Genomic DNA, 12,515 nt, shown 5'->3' with positions numbered 1-12,515 from the left:
GAGCTATGCTCATGTGCAACGACCTGGAACGACGATGCTTGATATCAGATGGATTCGTGAGAATGCCGAGGCTTTGGATGCAGCGCTTGCCAAGCGCGGGGCCGAGCCTTTGTCGCAAAGCCTCATTGCGCTCGACGAGAAGCGCCGCTCCGTTATCCAATCCGTCCAGGATATGCAGTCCCGCCGCAACGCCGCTTCGAAGGAAATCGGCGCGGCCATGGCGCAGAAGAACACTGAGCTTGCCGAAAAGCTGAAGGCGGAAGTCGCCGAGATCAAGACGTCGCTGCCGGCAGCGGAAGAAGAAGAGCGCGTGCTGACGGCCGACCTTAACGACGCCCTATCGCGCATCCCCAATATTCCGCTCGATGATGTGCCCGTCGGCAAGGACGAGCACGACAATGTCGTCAAGCATGTCTGGGGCGCCAAGCCGACCTGGAATCACAAGCCGAAAGAACACTTCGAGATCGGCGAAGCGCTCGGCTACATGGATTTCGAGCGCGCCGCCAAGCTTTCCGGCTCGCGTTTCACCGTGCTGACCTCGCAGCTTGCGCGCCTGGAACGGGCGCTCGGCCAATTCATGCTGGATCTTCATACGGGCGAACATGGCTATACCGAAGTCAGCGCACCGCTGATGGTGCGCGACGAGGCGATGTTCGGCACCGGCCAGCTGCCGAAATTTGCCGAGGATTCCTTCAGGACCACGGACGGTCGCTGGCTGATCCCGACGGCGGAGGTTTCGCTGACCAATCTCGTTTCCGGCGAGATCCTCGATCAGGAAAAGCTGCCGCTGCGTTTCACGGCCCTGACGCCATCCTTCCGCTCGGAAGCGGGCTCGGCCGGCCGCGATACGCGGGGCATGCTGCGCCAGCATCAGTTCTGGAAGTGCGAACTCGTTTCCATCACCGACGCCGAAAGCTCGATTGCCGAGCACGAGCGCATGACTGCCTGCGCAGAGGAAGTGTTGAAGCGCCTTGGCCTGCACTATCGTATCATGACGCTCTCGACCGGCGACATGGGTTTCGGCGCCCGCAAGACCTACGACCTGGAAGTCTGGCTTCCGGGGCAGGATACCTATCGCGAGATTTCCTCCTGCTCCGTGTGCGGCGATTTCCAGGCGCGGCGCATGAATGCCCGCTATCGCGGCAAGGACGACAAGGGTACGAAATTCGTGCACACGCTGAACGGCTCCGGCACCGCCGTCGGCCGCTGCCTGATCGCGGTTGTCGAGAATTATCTCAACGAGGACGGTTCGGTCACTGTTCCGGACGCACTGCTGCCATATATGGGTGGTCTGAAGAGAATCGAGCGCGCAGCCTGATTTGACGTGACATGATCTTGTCCGAAAACCGCTTCGCACTTTTCGGGGTCATGTTTTGAGCGGTGGGGGCAATGCGGATACTTCTGACCAATGACGACGGCATTCATGCCGAAGGACTGGCCGTGTTGGAGCGCATCGCCCGCACGATGTCCGATGATGTCTGGATCGTTGCGCCGGAAACCGATCAAAGCGGCCTTGCCCATTCGCTGAGCCTTTCCGAACCCTTGCGTCTGCGCAAGGTTTCGGACAAGCATTATGCGCTGCGCGGCACGCCGACGGATTGCGTCATCATGGGTATCCGCCAGGTCATGGACATCAAGCCGGATCTGGTGCTCTCGGGCGTCAATTCCGGCTCCAACGTCGCCGACGATGTCACCTATTCAGGCACGATCGCCGGCGCGATCGAAGGTACGCTGCAGGGCGTGCGCTCCTTCGCGCTGAGCCAAGCCTATGTGCACGAGAACGGGACACGCGTCGTGCCTTGGGAAGTGGTAGAGGCGCATGCGCCGGCTCTTCTCGGCAAGCTGATTGATATCGATCTGCCCGCTGGCACCTTTCTCAACCTGAATTTCCCCAACTGCCGGCCGGATGAAGTTTCCGGCACCGAAGTCACCGCGCAGGGCAATCTCGCCTTCAACCTTCAGGTTGAGGAGCGTGCAGACGGTCGTGGATTTCCCTATTACTGGTTGCGCTTCGGCGAACGCAGTAGCGTGTTTCGCCCAGGCACGGATATTCACGCCTTGAAACAAAATCGTATTTCGGTAACTCCTTTGAAACTCGATTTGACGGATTATTCGGCGCAAGACCGCGTGGCGCGGGCGCTCGGGTACGGAGTAGCGGATTGACAGCTCGTTTGGTCGAGAAGGAAGGCTTTGCAGCCGTTGTGCTGCGGCTGCGGGCCGAAGGAATTTTGGATATCGATCTGATGACGGCCGTCGAACAGACGCCGCGCCTACCCTTTGTACCCTTGCAATTTGCCGATGATGCCTATTCCAGCCGAACGATTCCGATCGAATGCGGCGCCTTCATGGAAGGCATCGATCTTGTCGTCCGCATTTTGCATAGCCTGAAGGTCAAGCCCGGCCACCGTGTTCTCGAGGTTGGCACCGGCAGTGGCTTCACCGCGGCCGTCATGGGCCGCATCGTCGAGCGGGTTCTGACCGTCGATCGGTATAAGACCCTGACAACGGCAGCGCAGCAGCGCATGGATACGCTCGGCCTGCGCAACGTCATCATCCGCCAGGCTGACGGCAGCGTCGGGATGCCGGGTGAGGGCACTTTCGATCGCATTCTGGTGACCGCGGCCTTCACCACCATGCCGCGCTTCTTTGCCGAGCAACTGGTTTCCGGCGGATCGATGATTGCGCCCTTGATACTGTCGGACAATGTTTGCCGCATGGTGCGTCTCACCAAGACCGGCAGCCGCTTCGAGCGCGAGGAACTGTTCGACGTTCCCTATCAGCCGATCGTGCCGATGCTCGCCTCCTATCTTTGAGGCCTAATTTAGATTGAAATCCCCGGAAGTACCCCGCAAGCGCGGGGATTCATCTTCTATGGTTAGCAATTCCTCAAAAAAACACATGCGACACCAGTGCTTTAACCGCATGGTAAGATTAACGCGCTTTAATCGACCCATAAACGGTTGCGTCTCAAGTGGGTCGAGTCATGGGTTTCAGTCTTTCGTCAAACTTCGGTAAATCGGCAGGGAAAGTCCTGGTGGCCATTCTCCTGGCGAGCACCGCGACAGCTTGTAGTTCGGACACGACGCGCTTCGGCGGGCTCTTTGCTGGCTCACCGGATCAGACGACGACCGGTTCGATCAATCGTCGCGGCTTGAATGGGTCGGACGGTGATCCCGTGCCGCGCGCCGACCTTGCCCAGAGCGGCGGTTATCAGCAGCAGGATTACTCGCAGCAGAACGCACCGGTTACGCGGCCCTACCCGAATTCTCCGGCTCGTTACAATCCATCCTATTCGAGTGCCCGCGCATCGACCGCTCCCGTTGCGATCCAGCGGACAGAGCTTGCTGCGCCGACGGCCTCTGCAGCGCCGGCGCGTACGCACGTCGCCTCCAGAGGTGAAAGCGAAGCGCTCGCCCAGCCGTTCCCCGCATCGCGTGGCAAGGCCACGGCTTCTCGCGCAGAACCGGCTCTTGCCCCAGATACGATGCCGACCGGCACAATCAAGGCGGCACCCGCTGCTGCATCTTCATCCGGCTGGACGGCGGTCAATGCGCCGAGCGTAACACTGCGTCCGGGCGAAGACATAAGCCTGCTGTCGCGCCGCTACGGCGTTCCGGAGAAGGAAATTCTGCGGGCCAATGGCCTGAAGAACAGCGCCAGCGCTCAGCCGGGCCAGCAGATCATCATCCCGACCATGAACGGTGCCGGCGCCCCGAGCCCCGCTAAAATGGCCTCGGAAGCAACGGACCTTTCCAAGGGCGGCAAGATGCCGGCGCCGGTCAAGGCTCCGGAGCAGGACGCGGTCGTGCTGCCTTCCAACGGTCAGATGCGCGGCAAGTCGCAGGCCGGCCTTGCCGATCCCAGCAAGCTCGCTGCCGGCAACGGCAAGGGTCCGCAGCCGAAGGGCGACGGTACCTATGTCGTCAAGCCGGGTGACTCGCTCGCCCGGATCGCAAAGAACGCCGGCGTCAGCGTCGATGCGCTCAAGCAGGCAAATCACATCCAGTCGGGCGGCGGGGTCCGCATTGGCCAGACGCTGAAACTGCCACATGGTGCGGTCGCTGAAGCCGAACCGGTCAGGCCCGATCCGGTGAAAACCGCCTCGATCGAGCCGCAGAAGTCCGCCGTGAAGTCGGTTGCCGTGCCGGCCATGGAGCCGAAGCACGCCGCCGCTGAGCCGACCGTAAAGCCGGCCGCGAAAACCGCCGCTGCGAAGACTGTGCCTGCGACGAAGACCGCCGCCACCGAACCGGCAGCAAAGGCAGCGCCCAAAGCCGCGGCCGCGGCCACGGAATCCGATGCCGCCAAGCCGCAAGCGGTTGCAGCCGCAGCGCCGACGCAGTCCGTCAGCGACGCCGCTGCCAAGGCAGACGTGCAGGCTGATGCACCAGAAGCGACCGGTATAGGCAAATATCGCTGGCCGGTCCGCGGTGCGGTCATTGCCGGCTATGGCTCCAACGTCAACGGCAGCCGCAACGACGGTATCGACATCTCGGTTCCGGAAGGCACGCCGATCAAGGCCGCTGAAAACGGCGTGGTCATCTATGCGGGCAACGGCCTGAAGGAGCTCGGAAACACGGTCCTCGTCCGTCATGACGACGGCACCGTCACGGTCTACGGCCATGCCGATGCTCTCAGCGTCGCTCGCGGCCAGAAGGTTCAGCGCGGCCAGACGCTCGCCACCTCCGGCATGAGCGGCGACGTCAAGCAGCCGCAGCTTCACTTCGAAGTCCGCAAGAATTCGGCTCCGGTCAACCCAATGACGTTCCTTGAATAGGTAGTGCGTCTCAAGGAGTCTGCAAAAAGCCCGGTCACCACCGGGCTTTTTGTCGTTCTGAACCTGAGGATGCGCGCTTAATCCCGCTCCAGCAAGATCCGCTGCCGCCCGGCGAGGTCCTGGATATACTGCCACGCAACGCGCCCGGAGCGGGCGCCGCGCGTCGTTGCCCATTCCAGCGCTTCATGGTGCATCTCTGCGCGGTCGAGGGTGAGTTTGAAGTAGTCGGCATACCCGTCGATCATCAGCAGATAATCTTCCTGGCTGCACTTGTGGAAGCCGAGCCAGAGGCCGAAACGGTCGGAGAGCGAGACCTTTTCTTCGACCGCTTCCGACGGATTGATTGCCGTCGATTGCTCGTTTTCCATCATGTGGCGCGGCAGCAGGTGGCGGCGGTTCGATGTGGCATAGAACAGCACATTGTCCGGCCGGCCTTCGACACCGCCATCCAGCGCCGCCTTCAGCGACTTGTAGGCGGTATCGTCGTGATCGAAGGAAAGGTCGTCGCAGAAGACGATGATGCGGTGTGGAGCGGCTTTCAGAATATCGAGCAGCACCGGCAACGAGGAAATATCCTCTCGATGCACTTCGACCAGCTTCAGCGAGACGCCAGTTGCGCGGCGCACATCCTCATGCACGGCTTTGACGAGCGACGACTTGCCCATGCCGCGCGCGCCCCAAAGCAAAACGTTATTGGCGGCGAAGCCTTCGGTGAAGCGCAGCGTGTTCTCGTGTAGAATGTCGCGCACATGGTCGACGCCGCGGATCAGGGCCAGCGCCACGCGGTTCGGCCGGGCAACGGGCTGCAGATGGAGCCGGGCAGGCGCCCAGACGAAGCAGTCGGCAGCGTTCCAATCGTTGACCGCCGGCGCCGGGCCTGCGAGGCGTTCAAGCGCGTCGGCGAGACGGCGGACTTCAGCAAGGATCAGCGTGTTTTGATCTTCGGTCACCGTTTTTCCTCCAGAACGTTAGTCGGGAAAGGAGTAAAATGCTCCTGTGCTGCCGGGTACCATGCTCCTTCCGGGCCTGAAAGGCTAAGAGGCCTGGAAAACAGTACGGTCTGCGGCTGTTTTTGTTGCATTCGCGATGATCACAACTATATTCCGGCCACCTGACGCGGGGCCCCGTTCCCGCAAGGAGTTGAAGGGAGTTCTCGATGTTTATCACCAACGCATATGCGCAGAGCGCGACAGATCCAGCCGCAGGCGTCTTTGGCGGTTCCGGCTTTGAAATGATCATCCTGTTTGTGCCGCTGATGGTGGTCTGGTATTTCCTTCTGATCCGGCCGCAACGCGCGCAGGCGAAGAAGCGTGAGGAAGTCCTGAAGAACATCCGCCGCGGCGACCAGATCGTCACGAGCGGCATCGTCGGCAAGGTTACCAAGGTTGTCGACGACAAGGAACTGGAAGTCGAAATCGCCGAAGGCGTTCGCATCCGCGTTGTTCGTAGCGCTATTTCCGAAGTCCGCGTAAAGGGCGAGCCGGTCAAGGCTGACGCGGCGTAAGGCTTGCCGGGGAGGTGGGTCGAAACGGCTTGCCACGCTAGCGCGCAGTTTCGAAAATCCGATTCGACTTTCGAAGAGAGCTGTGCGCAAATTCAAAGTGTTACTGCGCCTTTATGTGCCCGGTGGTTGTGAGGGCGCAGTGAGAAGCCAAAACTCGAGAGAGCGATGCTGCACGTCTCCTGGTGGAAGACCGTCCTGATCTGGTTCGCCGTTCTCTTGAGCGTTCTCCTTGCCGTGCCCAATCTGCTTAGTGATCAGCAGCTCTCCTCCTTTCCAACCTGGTTTGCGCAACGGAAAGTCGGGCTCGGGCTCGATCTTCAAGGCGGCTCGCATATCATGCTTAAGATCGAGCGTGGCGATGTCGTCAGAAACCGGCTGGAGACGGTGGTTGGAGATATCAGCGCTAGGCTGCGCACGGTCAATATCAGCTATTCCGGTCTGACCGGTACCGGCCAGAAGATCCAGCTCCGCATCAATGATCCCGCTCAGGTGCAGGCTGCTGTAAACGCCTTGAAGCCGATCACCAGCGGCAAGGCGGAAGCGGTCTTGTCGCAAGGCGACAATGGCGCGCTTACCATCGATATTACCGATGCCGGCATCAATGAGCGTGTCTCCGCATCCATGACGCGCTCGCTTAAAGTCATCCGCAATCGTATTGCTCAGTTGGATGTCGGCGAGCCGCTGATACGCCGACAGGGCGCGGACCGTGTCGTCATTCAGGTGCCAGGCCTTGCCGATCCGCAGCGCCTGAAGAACCTTCTGAACCAGCCTGCCCAGCTCAGCTTCCGTTTGGTCGATCAATCCACGCAGGTGCAGGATGCCATCAATGGGCGCCCGCCCGCCGGTTCGGAAGTACTGTTTTCCGAAGATGACCCTCCGGTCGGCTATCTCGTGCAAAAGCAGCCTCTCCTTTCGAATATCGATTTTGCCGATGCCGTGGCGGTATCCAATGCCCAGAACAATGACGGCAATATCGCCGTCAAACTGACCGCCGAAGCGACCAGCCGTTTTGCGCAGGCGACGGCTGCCAATCTCGGCAAGAATATCGTGGTCGTGCTTGACGATCAGGTCATTTCGGCCGCTGCATTGAAGACCGCAATAACGACCGGCGATATCGATATTCCCGGCGATTTCACGGCCCAGGGCGCACAGGATCTCGCCGTCATGCTGAAGTCCGGACCCTTGCCCGCGACGCTCACGACGGTCGAAGAGCGAACCATCAAGCCTGGCCTCGGCAATGAAACGATGCGCTCCGGCGTAACCGCGTGTATTGCCGCCGGCATCTTCGTTGCCGCATTGATGATCGGCTTCTACGGATTGCTCGGTGTCGCCGCGACGATTGCGCTGGTCATCAACATCATCATGGTTCTGGCCATCATGGGCCTGTTCGGCATCACGCTGACCCTGCCGGGGATTGCCGCCATCGTTCTGGTTATCGGCATCGCGCTCGATGCCAATGTGCTGATCTACGAGCGCGTCCGGGAAGAAGAAAAGAAAACCCATCTTCTCGTCAATGCGCTGCGCCACGGCTTCAACCGGGCGGCGGCCACCGTAGCCGATGCCAATCTCACGGTGCTCATCGTCGCCGCCATCCTTTTTTATGTCAGCAGCGGCGCGGTTCGCGGCTTTGCGGCCACTTTGATTACCGGCGTTTTCACCACCTTCTTTACCGCTTGCTTCGTCACGCGTTCGCTCGTCGATGCCTGGATTTCGCATCGCAAGCCGCGTGTGCTGCTTGCGGGCGTGCGAAGCGGCATCTTCGACGGAGCAAACATTCGCTTCATGGGTATCCGCCGCTATTCCTTTACGGTATCGGCGGCGCTGTCGGTCGCAACTCTGCTTGCCTTCGCAACGGTCGGCATGCATCTCGGCATCGATTTTACCGGCGGCTCGATCATCGAAGTTCGCGCCAAGCACGGCGTTGTCGATCTGGCCAATATTCAATCGCGCCTGCAGAATATCGTTCCGGGCGATGTGCAGGTCGAACGACTGGACGATCGGCTGAGTGCTGTGATCCGCGTGCATGCGCAGCAGGGCGGCGAGAATGCCGAACAATCTGCCGTGACCCTCGTGCGCGACGAACTGGACAGGGACTACGACTTCTCCCGCGTCGAGGTCGTCGGCCCTGCCGTGTCGGGCGAAATCAGCACGACGGCTTCACTTGCGGTTCTTTCGGCCCTCGCTGCGATCCTCGTTTATATCTGGCTGCGTTTCGAATGGCAGTTTGCCGTCGGCGCGATTGTCGCCACGCTGCATGACGTCATCCTGACGCTCGGCCTCTTCGTGCTGACTGGTATGGAATTCAACATGACGGGCATTGCTGCACTTTTGACGATCGTCGGCTATTCGCTGAACGATACGGTCGTGGTCTATGACCGGATGCGGGAGAATCTGAAACGCTATTCGCAGATGCCGTTGCCGATTCTGATCGATGCTTCGATCAACCAGACGCTGTCGCGGACGGTTCTCACCTCGGCGACAACTTTGCTGGCGCTCTTCGCGCTCTATATATTCGGCGGCGAGGTGATCCGCTCCTTCACCTTCGTCCTACTCTTCGGCGTCGCGGTCGGCACCTTCTCGTCGATCTATATTGCGGCCCCGGTCCTGATCGTCTTCAAGCTGCGCCCGGATAAGTTCCAGGCCGGCGGCGAAAACAAAGGCCAGGCAGGCGACCACGTGCAATCAAGTAAACCAGCGGTGTGACAGAGTGGCAAAAGGCATAGAAATACGGAACGCGCATTTTCCCGGCCGCGCACCGATCGACGCTTATGGTAATGGTGGTTTCCGATTTGCCGACATGTCGCATCGCGGCTCTCTGCTCTGCCTGCCCTCCGGCATCTATGGCTGGGACATGACGGCGGAGGATGCGCTGACGCCGGCGCATTTCCAGAAAGTACTCGATGAGGCGGCCGGGATCGAAGTGCTGCTGGTCGGCACCGGCATGGAACTGCGGCCCTTGCCCTCGGAGTTGCGGGCGGTGTTACGTGCCAAGCAGATTTCTTCCGATTCGATGAATACGGGAGCGGCAGTGCGCACATTCAACATCATGCTGGCTGAGTCGCGCGCCGTGGCTGCGGCGCTGATCGCCGTTTGACGAGGATCAGGCTGGGCATGACGACATTAGCTGCGCCCCGTAGCAACCAGGATCTTTGCCTCGCGACGCTTCGCGACACCGATCGCGACCGCTATCTCGCCTGCCTGCTGGCACCGGAGGATAAGCGTGGCGCTCTCGCCGCACTTTATGCCTTCAATGCCGAGCTGGCGCGCATCCGCGATCTCGTCCACGAGCCGCTGCCGGGCGAAGTGCGCATGCAATATTGGCGCGATCTGCTCGAAGGACAGGCGCATGGGTCGAGCGCAGCCAATCCCGTGGCTGCCGAGCTGCTCGCCGCGATCGAACACCATCGCCTGCCGCGTCAAACGCTGATCGATATGATCGACGCCCGCATCTTCGATCTCTATGACGATCCGATGGAAACGCGCGGCACGCTGGAAGGTTATGCCGGCGAGACGGCCTCGGCGCTGATTCAGCTCGCGAGCCTGGTGCTGTCGCCGGAGGATGCCCGTCGCTCGGCCGACGCCGCCGGCCATGCCGGTGTGGCGCAGGCAATCGCCGGGCTGCTGTTGTTGATGCCGCTGCACCGCCGCCGCGGGCAGCTTTATCTGCCGTTGGAAATCCTGACGGCAACCGGTCTCGATCGTGATGCCTTCCTCGCCGGCGAGGACAGGGCGCGCATTTCTGCCTCGATCGAAGCTTTCGCCGGACTCGGCCGCGAGCATCTGGCAAAGGCGAGAGCCGCCGGCAATATTTCGCCGACGATATTTCCGGCTTTCCTGCCGGTGGTCTTGGCGGAGCCGGTGCTGAAGCGCGCGCAGACGCTGGGCGCCGATTTGTTCGATCAATCTTTCCTGCAGCCGCAATGGCGCCGACAGATGCGCATGGCGCTGGCGTCCATAACCAGGAAAATCTGAAATCGACCACGCTCGCGCAAGTCTCGGCGTCTATAGAGACTGCTGAACAACTGTCCGCATCCCAGGAGAGCCGCTATGGGCATCATCGTCTGGTGCATACTTTTTGCGATCGTCGTTTTCTTTGCCTTCTTCGCAACGCGCATGGCGTCACAGAACAAGGAAGATGGCTTGCACGATACCGGTCTTGCCATTCTTGAATTCGGCCGCGCGTTTCCGACGGAGGCGATCCGGCAATTGCAGACGACGGCAAACGGTCAGGCGGTCTTCGTGCGCCTGCATGACGACAAAGCCGGCTTCATGCGGAGCCTGCGCAATCACTTTGCCGTGCATCTGATCGAGCCGGGTAGGGCGCGTGCCAAGGATTCGGGAACCGGTCGCGGTTTGACTGTCGATTTCCTGGACGCTCCTCACCATAACGCCACATTCGAATTCGCAACGCCCGCCGAGGCCGCCGAAGTCTCGCTCTGGCTGCTCGGCAATTATGTTGCGAGCGAGGATCCGAAGCCTTCGGCAACGAAGCCGGTCGCAAAGGCCTGAAAAGGCTCAGGCGCTTTTGGCGGCAGCCGGCGCCCGAACGCCCAACCACTCAGCGCAATCCGCCAGCGCCCGCTTGGCGATCAGTTGCCGTTTCATGATCGTCTTGTCCTTGCCGCGGAAGCGCTTGACGCCCTCCGGCTTGACAATCGAACCCGGTTCCAATTCCGGAAACAGGCCGAAATTGATGTTCATCGGCTGGAAGGAGCGCTTGCCCGGCTCTTCATCGGAAACAATATGCCCGCCGGTAATGTGGTTGAGCAGCGAACCCAGCGCCGTCGTATCCGGCGGCAGGGACCGGGACTCGCCTTTGCGCTCGGCAGCGGCAAAGCGACCGGCGAGCAGGCCGATGCTGGCGCTCTCCACATAGCCTTCGCAGCCGGTGATCTGGCCGGCAAAGCGCAGCCCCGGCCGCGATTTCAGCGTAAGCGAGCGATCGAGCAAAGTCGGCGAATTGATGTAGGTATTGCGGTGCAGACCGCCGAGCCGTGCGAATTCGGCATTCTCCAGGCCTGGAATCAACCGGAAAATCTCCGCCTGCGCGCCATATTTCAGCTTCGTCTGGAAGCCGACCATGTTGTAGAGCGTGCCGAGCGCATTGTCCTGGCGGAGCTGGACGATTGCATAGGCTTTGACGGTAGGGTTATGGGCATTGGTCAGGCCCATCGGCTTCATCGGCCCATGGCGCAGCGTCTCGCGCCCGCGCTCGGCCATCACCTCGATCGGCAGGCAGCCATCGAAATAGGGCGTGCCTTCCCATTCCTTGAAACCGACGGCGTCGCCGGCGATCAGGGCGTCGACGAAGGTATTATATTGGGCTTCGTCCATCGGGCAGTTGATATAGTCCTTGCCCGTGCCGCCCGGCCCGACCTTGTCGTAACGGGACTGATACCAGCAAATATCCATATTGATGCTGTCGCGATAGACGATCGGCGCGATGGCGTCGAAAAAGGCAAGCGCGTCCGCACCGGTCTCAGTCTGGATGGCACTGGCGAGCCCGGGCGCCGTCAATGGGCCGGTGGCGATGATCGCCTGGTCCCATTCCTTGGGCGGCAGGCCCTGGACTTCCTCGCGCACGACCGTGATCAGCGGGTGGCTTTCGATCTGCAGAGTGACTGCTGCGGAAAATCCATCGCGATCCACCGCCAGCGCGCCGCCGGCGGGAACCTGGTGCTTATCCGCCGAAGCCATGATCAGTGAGCCGGCCAGACGCATTTCCGCGTGGATGACGCCGACCGCGTTGCTGGTCGCGTCATCGGAGCGGAAAGAGTTGGAGCAGACGAGTTCTGCCAGGCCATCGGTCTTGTGTGCCTCGGTGCCGCGCACGCCACGCATTTCATGCAGGATGACAGGCACGCCGGCGCTGGCGATCTGCCAAGCGGCTTCCGAGCCGGCAAGACCGCCGCCAATGACATGGATGGGAGAAAAGGAGCTGGTATTTGTCATGCGCGCGTCATTACCACGGGCAGGCCAGTGATCCAATTGCTTTACGCAAAAGCGGGAATCAAAAACGGCGCCGTAGGGCGCCGCCTCAGACTGCTGACAAACCCCTGGCTTCGTCCAGGGGTTTGTGATTCATAGGGACATGTTGAAGAAACCTGCTGCTGAACAGACGGCGCTCGAGATGGTAACACTCGATCAGCTGGTTCCGAAGGATCACTTGCTTCGCAAGATTGATGCGGTGATCGACTTTTCTTTCATCCATGATCGTGTTGCCGGGCTTTACTG

Annotated in this window: 11 protein-coding genes and 1 pseudogene; 10 read left to right on the top strand and 2 right to left on the bottom strand. The window is 60.8% G+C overall.

Annotated features, from left to right (window positions below):
• The first annotated feature begins 34 nt into the window (after positions 1 to 34).
• The 4 genes from serS to QDY28_RS02180 all read left to right on the top strand — a co-directional run bounded on the left by serS (position 35) and on the right by QDY28_RS02180 (position 4,777).
• Positions 35 to 1,318: a serine--tRNA ligase gene (gene serS, locus QDY28_RS02195; RefSeq protein WP_331380083.1), complete on the top strand. Its 1,284-nt coding sequence runs from the start codon at positions 35 to 37 to the stop codon at positions 1,316 to 1,318.
• Between the two features lie 71 nt (positions 1,319 to 1,389).
• Positions 1,390 to 2,163, top strand: coding sequence for a 5'/3'-nucleotidase SurE (gene surE / locus QDY28_RS02190; RefSeq protein ID WP_331380082.1), 774 nt, complete (start codon positions 1,390 to 1,392; stop codon positions 2,161 to 2,163).
• Positions 2,160 to 2,813: a protein-L-isoaspartate(D-aspartate) O-methyltransferase gene (locus QDY28_RS02185; protein ID WP_331380081.1), complete on the top strand. Its 654-nt coding sequence runs from the start codon at positions 2,160 to 2,162 to the stop codon at positions 2,811 to 2,813. The genes surE and QDY28_RS02185 overlap by 4 nt, the downstream gene beginning before the upstream one ends.
• Before the next feature lie 170 nt (positions 2,814 to 2,983).
• Positions 2,984 to 4,777: a LysM peptidoglycan-binding domain-containing M23 family metallopeptidase gene (locus QDY28_RS02180; RefSeq protein WP_331380080.1), complete on the top strand. Its 1,794-nt coding sequence runs from the start codon at positions 2,984 to 2,986 to the stop codon at positions 4,775 to 4,777.
• A 77-nt stretch (positions 4,778 to 4,854) separates the two neighbouring features.
• On the opposite strand, the gene QDY28_RS02175 is transcribed toward QDY28_RS02180, so the two are convergent.
• Positions 4,855 to 5,727, bottom strand: coding sequence for an ATP-binding protein (locus QDY28_RS02175; RefSeq protein WP_331380079.1), 873 nt, complete (start codon positions 5,725 to 5,727; stop codon positions 4,855 to 4,857).
• A gap of 206 nt (positions 5,728 to 5,933) precedes the next feature.
• Between QDY28_RS02175 and yajC the strand changes: the two genes are divergently transcribed.
• From yajC to QDY28_RS02150, 5 genes are all read left to right on the top strand, one after another.
• Positions 5,934 to 6,281 (top strand): preprotein translocase subunit YajC, encoded by a 348-nt coding sequence (yajC, locus tag QDY28_RS02170; RefSeq protein WP_331380078.1) that lies wholly within the window; start codon positions 5,934 to 5,936, stop codon positions 6,279 to 6,281.
• Between the two features lie 165 nt (positions 6,282 to 6,446).
• On the top strand, positions 6,447 to 8,984 hold the full coding sequence (gene secDF, locus QDY28_RS02165) for a protein translocase subunit SecDF (protein ID WP_331380077.1): 2,538 nt from the start codon (positions 6,447 to 6,449) through the stop codon (positions 8,982 to 8,984).
• 4 nt (positions 8,985 to 8,988) lie between these two features.
• Positions 8,989 to 9,375: an Mth938-like domain-containing protein gene (locus tag QDY28_RS02160; protein ID WP_331380076.1), complete on the top strand. Its 387-nt coding sequence runs from the start codon at positions 8,989 to 8,991 to the stop codon at positions 9,373 to 9,375.
• Positions 9,376 to 9,392: 17 nt separating this feature from the next.
• A complete protein-coding gene (locus QDY28_RS02155) occupies positions 9,393 to 10,253 on the top strand; it encodes a phytoene/squalene synthase family protein (RefSeq protein WP_331380075.1) in 861 nt (286 codons plus the stop codon).
• Between the two features lie 75 nt (positions 10,254 to 10,328).
• Complete coding sequence (locus QDY28_RS02150; RefSeq protein WP_331380074.1) at positions 10,329 to 10,790, top strand: hypothetical protein; 462 nt, start codon at positions 10,329 to 10,331, stop codon at positions 10,788 to 10,790.
• Positions 10,791 to 10,796: 6 nt separating this feature from the next.
• Here QDY28_RS02150 and trmFO read toward each other — a convergent pair whose 3' ends face one another.
• Entirely contained in the window at positions 10,797 to 12,233 is a 1,437-nt protein-coding gene (gene trmFO / locus QDY28_RS02145; RefSeq protein WP_331380073.1) for a methylenetetrahydrofolate--tRNA-(uracil(54)-C(5))-methyltransferase (FADH(2)-oxidizing) TrmFO, read from the bottom strand.
• A 139-nt stretch (positions 12,234 to 12,372) separates the two neighbouring features.
• On the opposite strand from trmFO, the pseudogene QDY28_RS02140 reads away from it, so the two are divergent.
• Positions 12,373 to 12,515 (top strand): annotated as a pseudogene (locus QDY28_RS02140) (IS5/IS1182 family transposase); the annotation flags it as partial.

It is taken from the genome of Rhizobium sp. BR 362 (assembly GCF_036528765.1).
Lineage (GTDB): Bacteria > Pseudomonadota > Alphaproteobacteria > Rhizobiales > Rhizobiaceae > Rhizobium.
This window is presented reverse-complemented; position numbering and strand designations above follow the sequence as displayed.

Coding starts and splice junctions, on each gene's coding strand:
- surE (WP_331380082.1), top strand. CDS start 1,390: ATGCGGATACTTCTGACCAATGACGACGGCATTCATGCCGAAGGACTG.
- QDY28_RS02155 (WP_331380075.1), top strand. CDS start 9,393: ATGACGACATTAGCTGCGCCCCGTAGCAACCAGGATCTTTGCCTCGCG.
- QDY28_RS02150 (WP_331380074.1), top strand. CDS start 10,329: ATGGGCATCATCGTCTGGTGCATACTTTTTGCGATCGTCGTTTTCTTT.
- trmFO (WP_331380073.1), bottom strand. CDS start 12,233: ATGACAAATACCAGCTCCTTTTCTCCCATCCATGTCATTGGCGGCGGT.
- yajC (WP_331380078.1), top strand. CDS start 5,934: ATGTTTATCACCAACGCATATGCGCAGAGCGCGACAGATCCAGCCGCA.
- QDY28_RS02180 (WP_331380080.1), top strand. CDS start 2,984: ATGGGTTTCAGTCTTTCGTCAAACTTCGGTAAATCGGCAGGGAAAGTC.
- serS (WP_331380083.1), top strand. CDS start 35: ATGCTTGATATCAGATGGATTCGTGAGAATGCCGAGGCTTTGGATGCA.
- secDF (WP_331380077.1), top strand. CDS start 6,447: ATGCTGCACGTCTCCTGGTGGAAGACCGTCCTGATCTGGTTCGCCGTT.